This window comes from uncultured Psychrobacter sp., assembly GCF_947500265.1.
Taxonomy (GTDB): Bacteria; Pseudomonadota; Gammaproteobacteria; order Pseudomonadales; family Moraxellaceae; genus Psychrobacter.
This window is the reverse complement of record NZ_CANMRN010000008.1, coordinates 72019-91087: the sequence shown is the minus strand read 5'-3', so window position 1 is coordinate 91087 and position 19069 is coordinate 72019. Positions and strand designations below refer to the sequence as shown.

The 19069-nt window shown below is 42.1% G+C and carries 17 protein-coding genes; 12 read left to right on the top strand and 5 right to left on the bottom strand.

The genetic code is table 11. From position 1 onward, the window contains the following. The first annotated feature begins 19 nt into the window (after positions 1–19). Both Q0788_RS11595 and Q0788_RS11590 read left to right on the top strand, forming a co-directional pair. Positions 20–874 (top strand): SDR family oxidoreductase, encoded by an 855-nt coding sequence (locus Q0788_RS11595; RefSeq protein WP_298810829.1) that lies wholly within the window; start codon positions 20–22, stop codon positions 872–874. A 289-nt stretch (positions 875–1163) separates the two neighbouring features. Next, entirely contained in the window at positions 1164–2072 is a 909-nt protein-coding gene (locus Q0788_RS11590; protein ID WP_298810827.1) for an AraC family transcriptional regulator, read from the top strand. Positions 2073–2306: 234 nt separating this feature from the next. On the opposite strand, the gene Q0788_RS11585 is transcribed toward Q0788_RS11590, so the two are convergent. From Q0788_RS11585 to Q0788_RS11575, 3 genes are read right to left on the bottom strand one after another with little or no spacing between them, the layout of a single operon-like run. Further along, a complete protein-coding gene (locus Q0788_RS11585) occupies positions 2307–2441 on the bottom strand; it encodes a hypothetical protein (RefSeq protein WP_298810825.1) in 135 nt (44 codons plus the stop codon). Positions 2442–2500: 59 nt separating this feature from the next. After that, positions 2501–3535: a class C beta-lactamase gene (gene ampC, locus Q0788_RS11580; RefSeq protein ID WP_298810823.1), complete on the bottom strand. Its 1035-nt coding sequence runs from the start codon at positions 3533–3535 to the stop codon at positions 2501–2503. A gap of 12 nt (positions 3536–3547) precedes the next feature. Beyond that, a complete protein-coding gene (locus Q0788_RS11575) occupies positions 3548–3676 on the bottom strand; it encodes a hypothetical protein (RefSeq protein WP_298810821.1) in 129 nt (42 codons plus the stop codon). 363 nt (positions 3677–4039) lie between these two features. Here Q0788_RS11575 and Q0788_RS11570 point away from each other — a divergent pair, with 363 nt between their 5' ends. The 3 genes from Q0788_RS11570 to Q0788_RS11560 all read left to right on the top strand — a co-directional run bounded on the left by Q0788_RS11570 (position 4040) and on the right by Q0788_RS11560 (position 7547). After that, the gene (locus tag Q0788_RS11570) at positions 4040–5221 is read left to right on the top strand and encodes an alpha/beta hydrolase (RefSeq protein ID WP_298810820.1); all 1182 of its coding nucleotides are present in this window, start codon (positions 4040–4042) and stop codon (positions 5219–5221) included. A 121-nt stretch (positions 5222–5342) separates the two neighbouring features. After that, positions 5343–6527: an L-lactate dehydrogenase gene (locus tag Q0788_RS11565; protein ID WP_298810819.1), complete on the top strand. Its 1185-nt coding sequence runs from the start codon at positions 5343–5345 to the stop codon at positions 6525–6527. A gap of 24 nt (positions 6528–6551) precedes the next feature. Then, the gene (locus Q0788_RS11560) at positions 6552–7547 is read left to right on the top strand and encodes a dihydrodipicolinate synthase family protein (RefSeq protein ID WP_298810817.1); all 996 of its coding nucleotides are present in this window, start codon (positions 6552–6554) and stop codon (positions 7545–7547) included. Positions 7548–7555: 8 nt separating this feature from the next. Here Q0788_RS11560 and Q0788_RS11555 read toward each other — a convergent pair whose 3' ends face one another. After that, positions 7556–8164, bottom strand: coding sequence for a Crp/Fnr family transcriptional regulator (locus Q0788_RS11555; protein WP_201569081.1), 609 nt, complete (start codon positions 8162–8164; stop codon positions 7556–7558). Between the two features lie 524 nt (positions 8165–8688). After that, complete coding sequence (locus Q0788_RS11550) at positions 8689–10338, bottom strand: BCCT family transporter (protein ID WP_298810815.1); 1650 nt, start codon at positions 10336–10338, stop codon at positions 8689–8691. Positions 10339–10664: 326 nt separating this feature from the next. Between Q0788_RS11550 and Q0788_RS11545 the strand changes: the two genes are divergently transcribed. From Q0788_RS11545 to Q0788_RS11515, 7 genes are all read left to right on the top strand, one after another. Further along, entirely contained in the window at positions 10665–11858 is a 1194-nt protein-coding gene (locus Q0788_RS11545) for an aromatic ring-hydroxylating dioxygenase subunit alpha (protein ID WP_298810812.1), read from the top strand. A 1-nt stretch (position 11859) separates the two neighbouring features. Beyond that, entirely contained in the window at positions 11860–13290 is a 1431-nt protein-coding gene (locus tag Q0788_RS11540; protein ID WP_298810809.1) for an aldehyde dehydrogenase family protein, read from the top strand. Between the two features lie 26 nt (positions 13291–13316). After that, complete coding sequence (locus Q0788_RS11535; protein ID WP_298810806.1) at positions 13317–14672, top strand: FAD-dependent oxidoreductase; 1356 nt, start codon at positions 13317–13319, stop codon at positions 14670–14672. A gap of 10 nt (positions 14673–14682) precedes the next feature. Then, positions 14683–15999, top strand: coding sequence for an FAD-binding oxidoreductase (locus Q0788_RS11530; RefSeq protein ID WP_298810803.1), 1317 nt, complete (start codon positions 14683–14685; stop codon positions 15997–15999). Positions 16000–16018: 19 nt separating this feature from the next. Further along, the gene (locus Q0788_RS11525) at positions 16019–16369 is read left to right on the top strand and encodes a cupin domain-containing protein (RefSeq protein ID WP_201607756.1); all 351 of its coding nucleotides are present in this window, start codon (positions 16019–16021) and stop codon (positions 16367–16369) included. 297 nt (positions 16370–16666) lie between these two features. Beyond that, on the top strand, positions 16667–17584 hold the full coding sequence (locus Q0788_RS11520) for a LysR substrate-binding domain-containing protein (RefSeq protein ID WP_298810799.1): 918 nt from the start codon (positions 16667–16669) through the stop codon (positions 17582–17584). A gap of 502 nt (positions 17585–18086) precedes the next feature. After that, positions 18087–18956 (top strand): SDR family NAD(P)-dependent oxidoreductase, encoded by an 870-nt coding sequence (locus Q0788_RS11515; protein WP_298810797.1) that lies wholly within the window; start codon positions 18087–18089, stop codon positions 18954–18956. Positions 18957–19069 lie beyond the last annotated feature (113 nt).

Below are 19069 nucleotides of genomic sequence, written 5' to 3'. Positions count from 1 at the left end.
CTGCATTGAGGAAGTTATAATGAATAAAGTTATTTTAGTAACAGGTACATCAACGGGCTTAGGTTTAACCCTAGCGGTAAAACTGGCTAAACAAGGCAATACTGTTTATGCCACTATGCGTGATTTAAATAAAGCTAAATCCATTCGCGAAGCTGCTGCAGCTGTTGATGTAACCTTACATATCAAACAACTAGATGTGCAAAAACAGCAAAGTATTCAAACTTGTGTCGATGAAATTATCCAAAAAGAAGGTCGAATTGATGTACTGATCAATAACGCAGGTGCAGGTTATGTGCGAACGACAGAACAATCAACAGAAGAAGAAGTGAATTGGGTTATGGATGTTAATTTTCATGGTGTGGTGCGCTGCACTAAAGCCGTACTACCACATATGAGAAAAGCAAAAAGTGGCCATATCATTAATATTTCATCTGTCGGCGGTTTAGTTGGCCAGCCCTTTAACGAATATTACTGTGCAGCTAAATTTGCCGTTGAAGGTTATATTGAGTCCCTTGCCACCTATGTGACACCTACTTTTGGTATCCATTTCACTAATGTTGAACCGGGTGGTATTACATCTGAATTTGCCAACAACGTGATGGAAAAGATTAGTGCAACAGGAGGTATTCTAGATGATGAATATCGTCCTATTCTGGAAAAATACATGGCAGGAGCTGCCGCTAGATCAAAAGAAGGACTATATCAAACACCTGCAGCAGTCGCTGACGTAGTAATAAAATGTATGCAAACGGACAAGCCGCCAATTAGACAAAGGACGTCTCCTTGGGCTGAAAACTTCACTCGTTTTAAGACTGAATCGGACCCAACTGGGCATAAACAGAATGAGCAGGTATTTAACCAGTTTTTAGCTTGATTTATTTTATTGAAGTAAATGATCTGTGCTGATTATATCAGGATAAGGACACGTTTAACTGCAACCTTATCTATGCTTAATACCGCTTATTTCAACGATTCAATTACCTAGGGCATTCATGTCCTAGGTTTTCAAATTAGCTTTACACAAAAATTTTGTCATCGAGTAAGTATTTGAATTATAAGAAAAATAAATATAAAAACGACAATTTTTATTCAGATCTCAGGTTATGCAAGCAGTGTGGGAAAGGCAATGGCATAATGGCAATGTTTAAATTTAGGATAAACGGATGAAAAATATACATTATAAATCGATAGGTGAATATTTAGCGGATGTAGGTAAACCAGCACCAGAACATCCACTATTTACCATTATTTCAGTCAATACAGATACCTCTGGTACTCAACTAGATTGCCCCGATTTTGAGACGACAATTACCACAGACTTTTACGCTATATCCTTAAAAAATGTGATTGAAGGTGAAATTTTATATGGCAAAACACGTTATGACTGCAGTGATGGCACTATGCTATTTTTTGCGCCGAACCAAGCTTTTAGTACTCAAGGAATTAAAATTAAATCTGAGGGTAGACTAATACTTATTCATCCAGATTATTTTGTTGGCCACCCACTGAGCGATTCAATTAGGCATAGCGATTTTTTTGATTACTCAGTGAATGAAGCCCTTCACCTGTCATCAAAAGAAGAACAACTAGTAGCCGGTGTTTTTGATAGTATTTTACAGGAATACCAGTCGCATTATGATGATTGTAGCCGTGAGATTATTTTATCTTATGTTAAAACATTGTTGAGCTACGGCCAACGTTTTTACAAAAGGCAATTTATCCAACGAAGGGAGTTAAATGATTCATTGTTCACTAAATTTACTCAATTGCTTGAACATCATTTTACTCAGCCTGAATCTAATGGCTTACCAGCATTAAGCGATATAGCAGATTGTATGCGGCTATCTAATCGATATCTAAGTGATGCCCTTAAATCAGAAACAGGCAAGTCGGCTAAGGAATGTATGCAACAGTTTATTATCGAAAGAGCAAAAGCAATGCTGATAAATTCAAACACCTCTATCACCAGTGTTGCTTATGACTTAGGTTTTGATTCCCCACAGTATTTTGTGCGTCTTTTTAAAAAGAAAACGGATATGACACCAACCGAATTTAGAGACAGTTTGCATTGACAGTAGAGCGAAAAAAAGCAGAATACAGCAGATAAAAGTAGACTCGAGATTCGAGCAAAAAAATAAAACAGCAAAAGACTACAAGTAATTATTTCCATAGGAGAATATGACAAAATACTAATTTAATTTAACTTTATATGTTCCTTACACTTAATGTATTGGCAATTTTCTGATTTATGGTTTCCAACGAACCTGATTGCACTGATATAAAGAACAGTCAGGTCTTACCCCTTTTTATTTTTTTGGCTTTAACTTTGCGGCAAAATCCGTACTCGAATGCAGCCAAATCGGCGCTGTCACTTCATGCAAATACAAGTCTTCTACTAGGTCATTTTTCTGTAATCGTGCATCTTTCCAATCACGCCACATATTGGTTTAAAAAAGGTGAGTATCACTAGAGACACAGCAACGTTCTATTTTCTTCTACTTCAATTAGCCATCGCACTTTGCAGGATGGTGTAAGCCGCTTTGACCCTCTCTGCGTTAGGGTAGTTCTTATTTGCCAAAATGACAATGCCAGATTTTTTTGCGGGAATATAAGCGATATATCCACCGAAACCGTTGGTAGCGCCTGTCTTGTTCACCCATACATCGTTTAAAACAGGTGTCGGCTGATTGTTCGCTATGATGGGCTGTGGCTTGAGTACCACATCCGTTGAATTACCTTCAAGTAGTGTGTCTAGGTGAGTGGGGAATGGATACATTTCCCACGCCAATCCCTGTGTAAAAGTGCTCGCTTGATAGTATCCCTTTCTAGTGTTTTGCAATGACTGTTGAATATCTTTATCCAAAGGGATTAACCCCATATTAGCCGCCATGTAATGGGTCATATCCGCGCTGGTTGATTTAATACCATAAGCTTCGGCGTCCAAAATCCCAGGGTTAACTCTTATCGGCTCTCCAGCAGCGTTATAACCAAACGCATAATCGTCCATTTTGTCGTTAGGAACATTGACAAAGGTACTAGGCATATTGAGTAAGGGTAGTATTTTATCTTCCATCACCTGTGTGTAATCCGCGCCCATACTCAAGGCTGATATATGGCCGAACAGTCCTATACTGGCGTTAGAGTATAGACGTTTTGAGTTGATAGGGAAGGCAGGTTGCCACGACTTATAGTAGCGGAACAATTCCTTATTGTTTTTGACATCGTTAGGTACTTGAAGTGGTAGACCACCAGCCGAATAGGTGGCTAGGTTGATAAGCTTGGTGTTACCAATGGCGCTGTCTTGTAGATAAGGAATGTATTTATCAGCGGTATCCTCCAAGTCGAGTGTGCCATTGAGTTCGGAGTAACTGGCCAAAGTCGCGGCAAAGGTCTTGCTGATAGAGCCCAACTCAAAGATAGTGTTTTCTGAAACAGCCTTGCCAGATTGTTTGTCAGCCAAACCGTAGTTATAAAAAGACGACTTTCCATCGACAATAATACCAAACGCCATACCTGGAATATCATGTGCTTTCATTAGCGACTTGGCTTATGCATCTACTGTACTTTTTAGATGATTATCGCTGTCTGCTGCTTGTACTTGTACAGATATCAATAAGGCGGCAACGACAGCAGTCAGACCAACTCGGCTAAAAAGTGTTTGCACTGATTTTTTCATGATTATATTACTTGTCCGTTTTGTTAGAGGTAGCGGTGGTTTGTTCCTTTAGCGAGTCTAAAAATAGATTACTGACTTCCAGAATGTCATTTCGTATTTCCCTATTTTATTTCTACAGAACCTCCGTATTTTTACAGAATACCAATATTCCGGCAAGCTGAAATCGGTTTATTGAATATAGATTAAAGGCTAATTCATACCTCTACTATGAATGTTTAAACGTATTTATCTCTCATTTATTGAGGAATTGTCGTGTGCACGACAAACTTCTAAGCGCTGTTATGAAATTATAGTCTACAGGCAAGGTATGTCGTCAATGATAAACCTTAACTTATCACTAAATAAATTAATCAGGGATGAATGATGAATAGTAATCAAAATGCTTATGGTACCGATACGCTTGATCCAAAAATCAGATCGCGTTTTGTTGATAACAACAATGGTCTAAATGTTCATATTTTAGAAGCAGGGTTTGAAGAAACAGAGTCTGAGAAAGGAAGCCGACCAGTCGTGCTGCTTTTGCATGGTCATCCAGAGCTGGCCTATAGTTGGCGCAAGCAGCTGGTGCCTTTGGCTGACCAAGGGTTTCATGTGATTGCTCCGGATTTACGCGGTAGTGGCAGAACAACAGGGTGGGAGACAGGTTTCGACTGTAATCTTGACCAGTTTAGTTTATATAACAACGTACAAGACATGATTGGGTTGGTATATGCATTAGGCTATAAAACAGTTGCAGCCGTTGCAGGACATGATTTTGGTTCTCCTGCGGCAGCACTATGTAGTTTTATCCGTCCTGATATTTTTAAGTCTTTAATCATCATGAGCACACCTTGGCCAGGCACGCCGCAATTTCCATTTAATTCAGCCAATCTACCAAAAGATACTACAAACTACGATCCAACCTTGACCAAAAGTATGGAAGAGCAGCTTGGCTCTTTAGTACCACCCCGCAAACATTATCAAATGTACTTTGCCTCATCGCATGCTAACGATGAGATTATGAATGCACCTCAGGGAATTCATGATTTTATGCGGGCATACAATCATGCCAAAAGCGGTGACTGGCAAGAGAACAACCCACACAGCCTACAAGCCAAAACCCTTGAAGAGTTTTCTAAAATTCCAAAATACTATGTGATGGATCTGGATAAAAGCATGCCTGAGCAAGTCATGGAGTTTATGCCAACCCAAGCGCAAATAGATGCCTGTGAATGGTTACCCGATAACGAGCTAAAAGTGTTCTCTGACGAATTCGCCCGCACGCAATTCCAAGGCACTATGAATTCTTATCGCTGTGCCACTAATCCAAAATATTTCCATGCGATAAAAACCTTCAGCGGTAAATCTATTGATGTGCCCGTGGTATTTATAGCAGGCGAAAAAGACTGGGGGCCGTATCAGAGCTATGGCAACTTTGAAGCAATGAAGGCGAGTATCGCGCAGCTAGAGATTCATTTTGTAAAAGGCGCAGGGCACTGGGTGCAACAAGAGCAGCCAAAAGCGGTGAATGACATCATGATTGAATTTCTCAAAGATAAAAAATAACAGCGCAAATACTTGGCATTGCGGTTCATTATTTGAATCTGCAATGCTCACTACGTGGCTGATTTTAAATATGGCTGGCTTTAAAGGTGGCTGACCTTAGAGGTAGCTTTGGAGAAAAACAATGAGTAAATATGATGTCGTGGCTATTACGACCAATGATTATAAAAGACAGGCCAAACAACGCTTGCCCAATTTTTTGTTCGATTACATAGAGGGCGGCGCAAATGCTGAGCAAACATTGCAAGCGAATACAGCAGATTTTAAAAGATATACGCTAAGACAGCGAGTCATGCGAGACGTGTCAGCTGTCGATACCTCAACGACTCTTTTTGGAGAGTCTCTGTCTATGCCGTTAGCATTAGCACCAGTCGGCATGGCTGGACTGTTTGCAAGGCGCGGAGAAGTGCAAGCGGCGAGGGCAGCAGAAAAAAATGGCATACCATTTACCCTGTCTACCGTAGCGATATGTTCGTCTGAAGAAGTGCAAAGTGCGACCAATCAGCCTTTTTGGTTTCAGCTGTATATGCTGCGTGATAGGGCACTTGTGCTAGATATGTTAAACCGTGCTGCTGCATCAGGTTGTAAAACGCTGGTATTCACGGTCGATTTAGCACTGCCTGGTATGCGTTTAAGAGACTACCGAAATGGTATGTTAGGTGGCTCTACAAAAGGAAAAATGTCTTATCTAACGCAGTTGTTAATGCGGCCAGGATGGTTGCTCGATATTGGCATTTTGGGAAAACCACACAGTTTGGGCAACCTGAAACACAAAGTTGAGAGTGCAAGTGACCTTGATCGATACAAAGCGTTTGTAGAAAGCCAGTTTGATCCAAGCGCCACATGGAAAGATATTGCATGGCTTCGTAATAATTGGAGTGGCAATATTATCATCAAAGGCATCATGGATGCAGATGATGCGAAAGCAGCGGTCGATGCAGGTGCAGATGGCATTATTGTCTCCAATCATGGAGGTCGTCAGCTAGATGGTGTCTCGTCTACCATTGATAAGTTGCCGAGTATAGCGAATAGCGTCGGGCAGCACACCAAAGTTTTATTGGATGGTGGTATACACAATGGTGTCGATGTCGTGAAGGCCATAGCGCTGGGGGCAGACAGCGTTTTGATAGGGCGCTCTTGGGTATATGCGATGGCAGCGCAAGGAGAGGCTGGCGTGAACAAGCTGTTGGCTCTCTATCAGCAGGAGATAGCTGCGACGATGGGATTGATGGGGGTAAGCCGTATTGAATCGCTCAATAGCGATGTCATTGAGCGATTCAATCAACCACTTAATAACCTGCTCAGTTAAATACCTTCTATTTGGAGAAGCCACATGACTTGCACGACGACTAAGACTAAGACTAAGACCATGACCATGACCATGACACATGGCGTATATCCCGTTGTTCATACGCCATTACATGAAGATGAAAGCATTGATTTTGAGGGTTTAAAAGCTTGTTTGGAGTATTACAATCAAACAGATTTACCGGGTGTTACTTTGCTTGGAAGCGGTGGGGAGTTGCCTTATTTTTCAGACAGTGAGCAATATGACATTATTAAGGCAGCTTTTAATTATCTAGACGGTAGCAAGGCGATTATTGCTGGTGTCCATGCGTATAGCAGTGCGCAGGCGATAGAAAAAATAGCCTCATATAGCGCTTACGTTGACTACATATTGCTATTGGTTCCTGATTATTACCAAAGCACTTTTGAAGATTATCTACAAACACTAGAATGTATTGCGCAACACTCTGCAAAACCTATTTTGTTTTACTATTTCCCGCAAATCACTCAAAAGTCATTTACGTCAGATCAGATGATTGCCATTCTTTCAATCGACAATATTATTGGTATCAAAGACAGTTCTGTACATATTCCAACGGCCAAACGTATCTTGTCTGATGTACCAGATATACTCTATTTTAGCGGGCTTAGCTTGTTATTAGAGCCTTTGATAAAGCTAGGCGCAGTAGGTGCGATTTGTCCTATTGCCTCAGTACTGCCACAGCAAGCACATGAGTATTTTTGTGCTATTCAAAATAGCGATAAAAATCTCAAAAAATATAGAGCACCATTAAAGCGTATGTTGCCGATTGTGAATACGTTGACTCTATCGGAAAAAACCCAGTTTCTGGCGTTAAGTCTGCTTAGCACGAGCCCAGTGAAGCTGATAAAAAATGTGACCAGCTCTCACGCTAAAATCAAAGAAGCTCTAAGATTTAAGGGCTTGCCTATTCAAAGAACGGTCAGAGCGCCTTTACCTGGTCTGTCTGATACAGAAGCTGAAAAAATCGCGCTAATTATGGATGATTTAGCATCGCTTTGATCGCTTGTCTAATTAGCATCGTGATAGGCTTTTGAGAGTGCATCCATACTGTTGATAACGATTTTTCCGTATTGAATACAGATAAGCTTGTCTCTCTCCATTTGTTTAAGCTCTTTGCTAACGCTCTGCCGAGAGGCACCTACCATCCTTGCCAAGTCTGCGTGTGAAATAGTAATTTCTAGCTCATTGCTTTGTGCCATTTTTGAGCTTTGATTGACCACTATCCTATATATACATCGTGACAATCTTTGATGTAAGGGAAGCGTCAGATTGTCAGTATTAATCTCGAAGGCAACCCGCATTCGGTGAGAGAACATGATTAGGAGCTGAGCGTTTATCTCAGGGTACTTGTTGTTAAGTCGAAAAAAATGTCTCTTGCTCAATACATTGACAACAGAATCACCTACTGAATAGGTATTGGTGGCTCTGGGTAATTCATCTATCAATCCTTGCTCACCAAATGTCTCTCCTGATAATAGCGTACCGATGACTACCTCTGTACCATCATGGCTATATATATTACATTTTATGTTACCCGATACTACTTGGTACAGCTCATTAGACGGTTCTTGTATACGAAACAAGGCTTCTCCGTCAGATAGCGTTCGTTGAGTCATCGCTGAACGAATGTCCTCCTGAATATCTGTAGGAAGTTTTTCAAACCAGTTATAAAATATTAACGTATTCAGAAGAATGCCCTCATTTGAGTTAAGAATAACAATCTAACATACTTTGATTCAGGCATTCCTATTCGTTTATACAAGAGACGGTGACGTTGATTTCTATGTAAAAGAGGGGTGTGCTTAGGTCTGTCTAGGGCGTGTCTTCAATTCAATCGATAGTTATCTAAATGGGTTAAAAATGGCTAAATCTTGCCAAACGGCGTCAAATAGCTGACTAATATCTCGATATTATCTTCGCCATTTTCCTTGTTTGACGGCAATTTATCTCATTTTTATCACCATTTTTAAAATGAGGACACGCCCTAGTAGTTATCGTAGGTAGTAGTCGTTTCAAGTAATAGAAAATTGAAGCAACAGCAATTCCAAGCAACAGCAATTCTAAATAACGGTCATTTTAGGTATCAAACAAAAAAATAGAAACTCCTAAGAGTTTCTATTTTAATCAGGTAAAGCAGATTTTATGATGATGCTTTTGGCAGATCTTGATCTATAGTCTTAACGTTTGAATTAAGAGCACTATAAGTCTCTATCCTGTCTGCTTCTTTGTTTAAGCTCTTGTATAGAGTAATACACATAATGAAAAGGAAAATTGAAATTGGGAAACCAGCGATGATAGAGGCTGTTTGCATGGCTTTTAGCCCGCCAGCATAGAGTAACCCACCAGCAATAATAGCGATTAATACCCCCCAAACAACCCGCATTTTTTTGGGAGATGTCTGCGCGCCTTCTGCATCCAGAAAGCATAAAACATAAGTACCACTATCAGCGGAAGTGATTAGGAACGTAGCAAGTAATATACAAGCTAGAATGCTTAATACCTGTCCGATCGTGTCGCCGCCCACGCTATCAAACATAGTAAATAAAGCAAAAGTGGTGTCTAGCTGGACAGCTTCAACGATAGGTCCACCGGTAAAAGCTTCTTGAGCAGGTAGTCCTGATTCAACCAATGCTGCCGCTTGCGTTTCATAGCTGTGGCGAGCATCCTGCTCAACTTTTAAAGCAGAGCCACCTACGACTGACATCCAAATCGCTGTGATCAAAGTTGGTACCAGCAGTACGCCCCCAATTAATTCACGAATAGTACGTCCCTTGGAGATACGGGCGACAAACATACCAACAAAAGGTGCCCAGGTCATCCACCACGGCCAGTAATAAGCCGTCCACCAGTTCTGCCAACCTGAATCTTTTTGTGCGTCACTCCAAAAACTCATGCCTATGATATTTTGAGTATAGTTTCCAGTGGTTTCTAGCAGCGTATGTAGGATATATCGAGTTGGACCGATAACAAGGAGGATAATAATCAAGGCAAGTGCCAACAACATGTTTAGATTAGATAAATATTTCATCCCTTTATTGACGCCAGTGACTGCCGAATAAGTCGCAATCGTACACAGCACGCCCAATAGTAGCAGCTGATTAGATAGACCATTATCAATACCGAAGACTTGGCTTAGGCCTGTGTTGATTTGGAGCGCACTCATACCAAGAGATTGAGCAATGCCGAACGCTGTAATGACGATAGTGAAGATGTCAATGACATGTCCAATGGGCCCATAAATACGGTCTCCAATGACTGGATAAAGTATGGAGCGTAAACTAAAAGGCAATCCTTTTCGATAGCTAAAATAAGCCAATGCTAGAGCTGTGATACAGAATATCGCCCAAGGGTGTAATCCCCAGTGAAAGAAGGTGAGCTGCATCGCCATACTTGCAGACTCATCGCTCAAATTAGCAGCGAAAGGGTTACTCATATAGTGATAGATAGGTTCGGCCGCAGACCAAAAAACCAGACCCACGCCCATACCACCAGAAAACAGCATGGATATCCAGCTGATAAAGCTGAACTCTGGCTCCTCATCGTCTTTACCTAAGCGTATATGTCCAAGACGGCTGAACATCACAAAAAACAGGAAGCCGACAACACCTGTCATCAGAAAAATATAAAACCACTTAAAATTTTGCAACAGCATGGTTGAAAAGCTTTCGAACGCTACACCTGCCTGTTCTGCTTGGAGAGCACAGAACAATACGAAAGCAATAACCAATACTTTTGAGACAACCGTTATGGTTGGATTTAGTCCTTTAAAAATGCCTGATGTAGCTAGCATGATCACTCCTTGAATACGTTACAACAGCCAGATTTCCATAGTCAGCTGCGTGTTTGGGTCATTCAGAGTAGTGCTATGTGCCAGTACCTTTCAACCTATTTATTATCATAAATACATGAGTTTTATTAATAGAAAACAATTGTAGGTATTTAATACAAAGGATCTTTATAAAATACATGACAAAAACTCATGAATATCTAGCAAAAAAGTCGTTTGTCAAACTTCGCAATGTCTAGCAGAATCTTCATCAAGCAGTACACATTGCTCATAAATGGCTACAGCCAACGCAAGGAAGTATGCGTCATTTTATTACATGGAGATTCAGCATGAACCAAACTAACCACAATCGCATCTCAATCCAACAAGTAGACAGTGTTTTGCACCCCATCACTGAAGCAAATGGTATGCCTAATACTGCTTATGTCAGCGAAGAATATTTCAATTTTGAGCGCGATAACATCTTAAGTAAAACTTGGGTATGTGTCGGGTTTGCCTCTGATCTTATTAAAAACGGCTACATCAAACCTGTCGAATTTATGGGATTGCCATTATTGATGATGCGCAATCGTGAAGGTAGGGTACAAGTGTTCCATAATGTTTGTAGTCACCGTGGTATGAAATTGGTTCATGAAGAAGGCGTGGTACAGGGTGTGATTCGCTGTCAGTATCATTCTTGGAGCTACGATTTAGACGGAAATTTAAAAGGAACACCGCACGTAGGCGGTATAGGCAAACACAAAGATGAGCGTTTCAAATGCGAAGACCATGGTCTACGGGCATTACGTTCTAGTGTTTGGATGGATATGGTCTTCGTAAACATATCAGGGGATGCCGCACCGTTTGAAGCGCATATCGCTCCTTTGTTAGAGCGTTGGAAGCCGTTTTGGGGAGAGAGTGGTGTCGATCAAATCCACCGTGTGGATATGAGTGAAGGTTTAGAGATTGAGGTAGATAGTAACTGGAAGTTGACGGTCGAAAACTACTGCGAAGCCTATCATTTACCTTGGGTACATCCAGCATTGAACACGTACTCAAAGCTAGAAGACCATTACAACATTATGTTTGAAGACCGCTTCGCAGGACAAGGTAGCTATAAATACAACTTGTCTGATACTCAAGGCACTCATTTACCTAAGTTCCCAAGCTGGCCAGAGGACAAGTTGCGTCACGCTGAATATGTGGCTCTGTTTCCAAACGTGCTATTAGGTATTCAGGCAGACCATGTATTTGCAATGATGATTGATCCCATCAGTGCCGAAAAAACAACTGAAAAACTCCGCTTGTACTTTGTCAGTGATGAATCTGCCAAAGACATTTATGCAGCTTGTCGTACAGCGACGCTAGAGTCTTGGCGTGTGGTTTTTAGTGAAGACATTACGGCGGTCGAAGGTCTACAAAAAGGTCGTCATTCTCCAGGGTTTGGTGGCGGTGTGTTTTCACCCGAGATGGACTTACCAACACATTTCTTCCAAAAATGGCTAGCCACACAAGCGAAAGCTGCACTAGAAAAGGAGGCATAAGATGCAACATTACCTCAATTATATCAATGGCGAATGGAAAGATTCACACAGTCAACTGACTGTGATAAACCCTGCTACTGGTGCACCCTATGCCACTGTTGCTCAAGCAAGTATCGAGGATGCTGATCTAGCAATGGCCGGAGCAAGGCATTGTGTGAGCCAAGGATTGCTCACCGATATACGCCCAGCGCAGCGTCTTACTTGGATGCTCAAGGCAGCTGAGGAAATTCGTAAAATTACGGAAGAGGCCGCTTTAGTGCTGTGCTCAGAAAATGGTAAAAACTTGGATACGGCTCGTGATGAGTTCATCGAAGCGGCCCGTTACTTTGAGTATTACGCTGGCATCGCAGACAAAATTGAAGGGATATCTGTGCCATTGGGCAAAGACTACATCAATTTTACTCAATACGAGCCAATGGGGATATCAGTACAGATTGTCCCTTGGAATTTCCCTGTATCAATTTGCGCGCGTTCTTTGGCGCCAGCTTTAGCCGCTGGCAATGCGGTGGTTGTAAAATCTCCTGAGATTTCGCCCATCGCTATGACATTGTTATTTAAAGCGATCGAAAAAGCTGGTTTTCCACAAGGCGCGGTGAACTTACTTTGCGGCAAAGGCTCAGAGGTTGGCTCGCACTTAGTCAAGCATTCAGAAACCAATCAAATTGTATTTACAGGTTCAGTACCAACTGGGCAACGCATCTTAAGAGATGCTGCTGAACGCGCAACGCCTTCAGTGATGGAACTGGGAGGAAAGTCTGCTGCCATCGCACTAGCAGATGTGGATCTAGACACGTTATTGAGCAGTGTCAAGGTCGGTATTTTCTACAACTCTGGGCAAGTATGCTCAGCGATGTCACGCTTACTGGTACATCGCAGCCGTTATGACGAAGTAAAAAATGCAGTCGTTGATTTGGCACAGAGCTTAAGTATCGGAGTAGGTGAAGATAACTCTGATTTAACGCCTGTAGTATCTAAGAGTCAACAGCAGCAGATTCTAAAAATGATTGAGTCTGCTCGTGAAGACGGCGCATGTATTTTGACAGGTGGCAGTGCACCTGACTTAGATGGTTATTTTGTATCGCCAACGATCATCGAAGCCAGCCATGAGATGAGTATCACGCAGCAAGAAGTCTTTGGACCTGTCTTAGTGATAATGCCATTTGATGAAGAAGAGCAAGCGATTGAGATGGCCAATGGTACAGAGTTTGGTTTGGTGGCTGGGGTGTTTGGCGAAGGGTTAAGTCAGACGTTACGGGTGGCAAACAAACTGGTTGCTGGGCAGATATTCATTAATGAGTGGTTTGCAGGCGGGGTTGAGACGCCTTTTGGCGGCGTAGGATTGTCAGGTTTTGGTCGAGAAAAAGGGCAGGAAGCCATCTATAGTTATGTTCAGACGCGCAATATTGGTATTCGTTTGAGACACAACAAGTAGTCACAGAGTCAAGGGGAGTAGGCACAATGAAAAAATGGTTATGTATTGTCTGTGGTTGGGTTTATGACGAGGCGAAAGGCTGGCCTGCTGATGGAATCGCACCTGGCACAAGATGGGAAGATATTCCAGAAGATTGGTTGTGCCCTGACTGTCAAGTGACAAAAGCTGATTTTGAGATGCTCGATATTACCGATGAAGAAGAGGAAAGTATTGGCAACGCTATCGTTGATAATACTATTGAACCAATCGTTATTATCGGAAGTGGTCATGCAGGTTATCAGTTGGCGTCAGCATTGCGTAGCCAGTCTCCAGATTTGTCTATTACCTTATTCACCGCCGATGATGGATCGGTCTATAGTAAACCTGCACTATCTAATGCGCTTGCCCTAGGCAAAAGCTGTGATGATCTAGTGAGAGAGTCTGCGCTGAGCTGGGAGCGACGATTAGATATTCGTGTATATGCACACACTCGTATCAACAAAATTGATCGTTCACAAAAAAGACTCTACACCACAATAGGTGAATATACCTACGGCCGCTTAGTGTTAGCGACTGGTGCAACGCCAATCATCATTCCGGTAGAAGGTGAGCAGTCCGCTCTATTCAGTGTGAATGATCTAGCAGATTACAAACAGTTCCGCTCTCATCTAACCGATAAAAAACATATCACTATTTTAGGTGATGGCTTGATTGGTTGTGAGTTTGCTAATGATCTAGCAGCACATGGTATTGCTGTCACAGTGGTAGGGTTGGGCAAATGGCCTATGGAGCGACTAATCCCGCAGCAGTTGGGTAGTGCATTGCAACAAGCATTGAGCGGAATTGGTGTGGAATGGAAGCTGGAGAATAGTATCCGCTCTGTTCAATCACGCGGTGATCGTTATCAGTTAGCGCTACAAGATGGGCAATGTATAGAGACAGACTTGGTACTCAGTGCCGTTGGCTTGAGACCAAATATTGCATTGGCTCAAGCAGCAGGTTTGATAACAGGCCGAGGTATCCAGACTGATTTAAATCACCAGAGTAGTGACCCTGCGATATATGCATTGGGGGATTGCGCTGAGGTGGATGGTGAATGGGCACCTTATATTAACCCTATTAATCAGGCGCTACCTGCTTTGGTCAATAGTCTATTAGGGAAGCCGACACCAGCATCATTGAAGGCGACACCCATTATCGTAAAGACGCCTGTTTTACCGCTGAGTATATTGCCAGGGGTCGGCGCTGGGGATTGGAAGGTTGAGCAGTATGGGCAAGAGTTGGCTGCAGGTTTTTATGATAAGGCAGGCAATCTAAAAGGCTTTGCACTACTTGGTGCGACACTGCAAAGCCAGCGCAATCAATGGCTTGAAAAAATCACGCTCAATAAAACGGCAGCTTGAGGAAATAATAATGGTTAATTTACCGAATGATGACAAAAGCTGTGGTTGGTATTCCGTATTGCCTGCGCCAGAACCTGCCAAAAAACTGCTTGGAACACAAAAAGCCGATTATGCGATCATTGGTGCAGGCTTTGCTGGTCTGGCAGCCGCAAGACGATTGGCTGAGCTAAAGCCAGAGGCGCGTATTATATTGGTAGATGCGCAGCGTGTGGCAGAAGGGGCCTCAGGGCGTAACTCAGGCTTTGTGATAGATTTACCACATAAGTTTTCATTAGAGCATCCAGATCCTGAGCTTAAGAAAAAGCTATTACACCTAAATAGAACTGCCATATCGCAGTTGCAAGGGTTGGTCGAACAGCACAACATCGATTGTCAGTGGTCGGCGGTAGGTAAGTACCAAGGCGCAGTTGGCGAACGTGGTGAGGAGCACCTAAAACATTTTGAGCATTTGATGAAAAATCTAGGGGAGCCTTATCACTGGGTAGAAAAAGCAGAGCTCAGTAGCGTTCTTGGAACCAATTATTATAGCCGTGCTATTTTTACGCCCGGCTCTTACCTCATGCAGCCTGCTGCTTTAGTACAAGGAATGGGTAACAATCTACCTGAGAATGTAGAACTGTTTGAAGAATCACCAATTACAGACATACAGAAATTAAATGGTAATTGGGTACTGACCAGTAATAAAGGAACAGTGATTACACCTAAGTTATTACTGGGCACCAGTATCTTTACACGAGAGTTTGGCTATCTCAAAAATCGTTTATTACCCGTGATGACTTTTGCCAGTTGGACTCGTCCGTTAACTGATGAAGAGATGAAGATATACAAAGGTGACTTGAACTGGGGATTAACACCAGCTGACCATGCTGGCACGACATTACGCATGACTGCGGATCGCCGCATCCTTATTCGTAATACCTACAAACATGTACCAAAATACGGCAAAAGCATCAGTGATGAAACACGCCAATGGGTTCAAACAGATCATCGAAAAGCATTTTTAGCCCGTTATCCTGAGCTAGCAGGTGTGCCTTTAACCCATACATGGGGAGGTGTTTACGCCATCTCGCGTAATTTTACGAACTTCTTTGGTGAGTTAGAAAATGGCGTGTACGCCAGCGCGTGTGACAACGGTGTTGGTGCGGCGTGGGGAACCATTTCTGGAACGCTACTCGCAGATCTGGTGGTAGGAGCAGACTCCCAAGATTTGCGTGATATTCAATATGTGACTGATATGCCAAGCTTAAACCCACCAGAACCGTTTTTAGGACTGGGGGTCAAATTTCGCATCAATCTTGCAAAATGGCAAAGTCGCAGTGAACTATAGCAATCGCTAGGAAATAATAATGAGTGAAGTAAGATTAATAGATAGTAAGAACCTCGAATTTAGTGTACGTGGCGACTCTCCAGGCATGGCTTATGTGGCTAGGGCGTTAACGCCTGATGTTTCTCCAAATATGGGGATAGGCTTTGCTCGTTGGGAAGGTGCGGAGGTCTCATGGCAAGTACTCTACGATGAGGTTGTCTTTGTGATCGAAGGCTGTTTTGAGTTAACGGCTAATGGTCAAAAGTACGAAGTGCGTCCAGGACAGATGCTTTGGATTCCTGAAGGAACAGAGCTTATATACGGTGGTCATGCCTTGTTTGGCTATGTTGTGCACCCTGGTAACTGGAAAGAAATCCATGGATTGACATAAATGCGATATAAAAGAACAAAGCTCTTTAAGTCTTAGGATTTAAAGGGCTTTGTGCTTTTATAACTGTTCTTATAAATATTGATATTAGAGTCAATAACAACGCATTTAAGTGATAATGATTAACACACATGTATCTTAGTGTCCTTACTTTTGAAGTGTTGAACACCACGATCAGTTTTTACGACTTCTAGTGATATACTCAAGCTTTCAGGTGTCTCCATTTACGATCTAATTCTATTTACGTTCTAATCTAAGGAATAGATTAGTTATTACCAAGATGACAAGCTAGGAGTGTCGATGAAAATCAAGCCATTACCACCGATGAACAGCCTTATTATGTTTGAAGTAGCAGCTCGCTACCAGAGCTTTACCTTAGCTGCTGATGAGCTAAACGTCACGCAAGGAGCCGTCAGTCGTCAGATACGCCAATTAGAAGAGTATCTTGGCAAAGAATTGTTTATTCGAGCCAACCGTAAGATTGCTTTATCGCCTACTGGATTGCAGTATTATCAAAGCATTTATGGTGCGCTTATTAATATTGCCCAAGCGACCGGAGAAATCAAAAAATGGCGTGGTGAAAATCAAGTCACAGTAGCCACTACACATGCTATGGCAGCGCTTTGGCTATTGCCTAAGGTTGCACGATTTCAGCAAGAAGAAGGCATCGATTTAAGAATACTAGCAACTGATAATGTTGTAGACTTGCATAGTATGGACTGCGATTTGGCTTTGTTTTATTGCCGAGTACCACCGGCAGGAATGGAGGTAACCCCTCTATTTCCAGAAGAAGTGTTCCCTGTCTGTAGTCCAGATTATTTGGTACAGTTTAATAATGATAGATCAATAGAAAAGGTCTTTGGTGGCACCTTATTAAACCTCGATGAAGCACGAATAGACTGGATGACTTGGCCTGAGTGGTTTAGTGAAGTAGGTTATCCTACTATCACGCCTAAAAACAAAGTCCATATCAATAATTACACGATGTTGCTTCAGGCTGCAATCAATGGTCAAGGTATTGCTTTGGCGTGGGGCTCACTTGTAGATGACTATCTGAAAAGCGGTGCGCTAGTGCGCCCAGTGGATACCGTTCTACGTACTGCAGAAAACTTTTATATGTTAGAGCCTTTAGGCCGACATAACACATCAATGAGTGTGACCAAATTCCGGAAATGGTTATTACAACAGCTTCCTGAACTTGTAGGGGTAAAAGATTGATTTAATTAACGAATTTTCTGATGAGCCATTTCTTTACTCAAGCCAATATACTGCACATAGTCGATTAAATGTTTTTGTATGGCACTGACTGTTTAACTTAACTTCCTAAACCGACTTTAATGAGCAGCTTCAACGATCCGCTTCAACGAGCCGCCCTTCTTTTATATCAACGCGACTATCTAGACGGTTTTCAGTGCAATACCATCTAGATAGCATTGCTTAATGTCTCGACTCCATTACTATCACTTGTGAGCTCTACAATGCAATAGAGTGGCTTTGTCGATAGTTACATTATCTTCAGTCTAACAACCAACCGCTTAGATATCGATCTAAATAACCCCTTAAAAACAACCTACTTTCAAAATTATATTGAAAGTGTTTTAGGTGATGGCTACTGTTTGAAGCACAACACTTTCATTACAATGGACGCTATCACGACGGATAAAATAGAACAGGTATCCAAAACTGAAACAATAATTCAAACAAATAATAAGGGCGGTTTATGACTCTGAATACAACTAAAACTAAAACGATTTTAATCACTGGCAGCACAGATGGCATTGGCAAATTGGCAGCGCTAAAACTGGCAGAAGCTGGGCACCAAGTGTACTTGCATGGCCGCGATGCTGACAAACTTGCCAGCGTCATTGCAGAAGTTCAAGCAGTCGCGACAGGCGCAGCAGTAGATAATATTGATGGGTTTGTGGCTGATTTTTCTGATTTAACGGATGTGCTAAAGATGGCAGCAGACGTCAATGAAAAACTGCCAAAGCTTGATGTGCTCATAAATAACGCAGGGATTTATACCACGGCATCAGCATTGACTAAAGACGGTTTGGATGTACGTTTCGTAGTCAATTACCTAGCGCCTTATGAGCTGACAAATGCTTTATTACCTTTGCTCAAGCAGTCTGATAAAGCGCGTATTGTGAACTTAAGCTCAGCTGCGCAAGCGTCCATATCTTATCAAGCACTTGCAGGCCAGACCCGCCTCGATGATAAGGATGCTTATGCCCAAAGTAAGCTAGCATTCACGATGTGGAGTATGGCATTAGCTGACACCGTCGCTAGCAACGATATTAATGTCATTGCCGTCAATCCAGGCTCGCTGCTGAACACAAAAATGGCCAACGAAGCGTATGGTCAGCATTGGTCATCAGCAGACAAGGGCGCAAATATCTTAACGGAGTTGGCCATCTCGGATGAGTTCGCTGATGATACTGGTAAATACTTTGATAACGATATAACAGATGGCGCACATGGCGATGCAAGAGGGGCGTTTGGACGACCACATGCTGATGCTCTAAACCAAGCAGCCATTACAGAGCTTGAGCAGCAGACTCAAACAGTATTGCAGTCAATTTTTGCATAAGATGCATAAAACTTGCATTTAGCAGCATCAATAAATTTCAAACAATTGAACCATTACTAACTATATTTTCAAATAACTATATTTTCAAATTTTATTATTAAAAACTTTCTCAT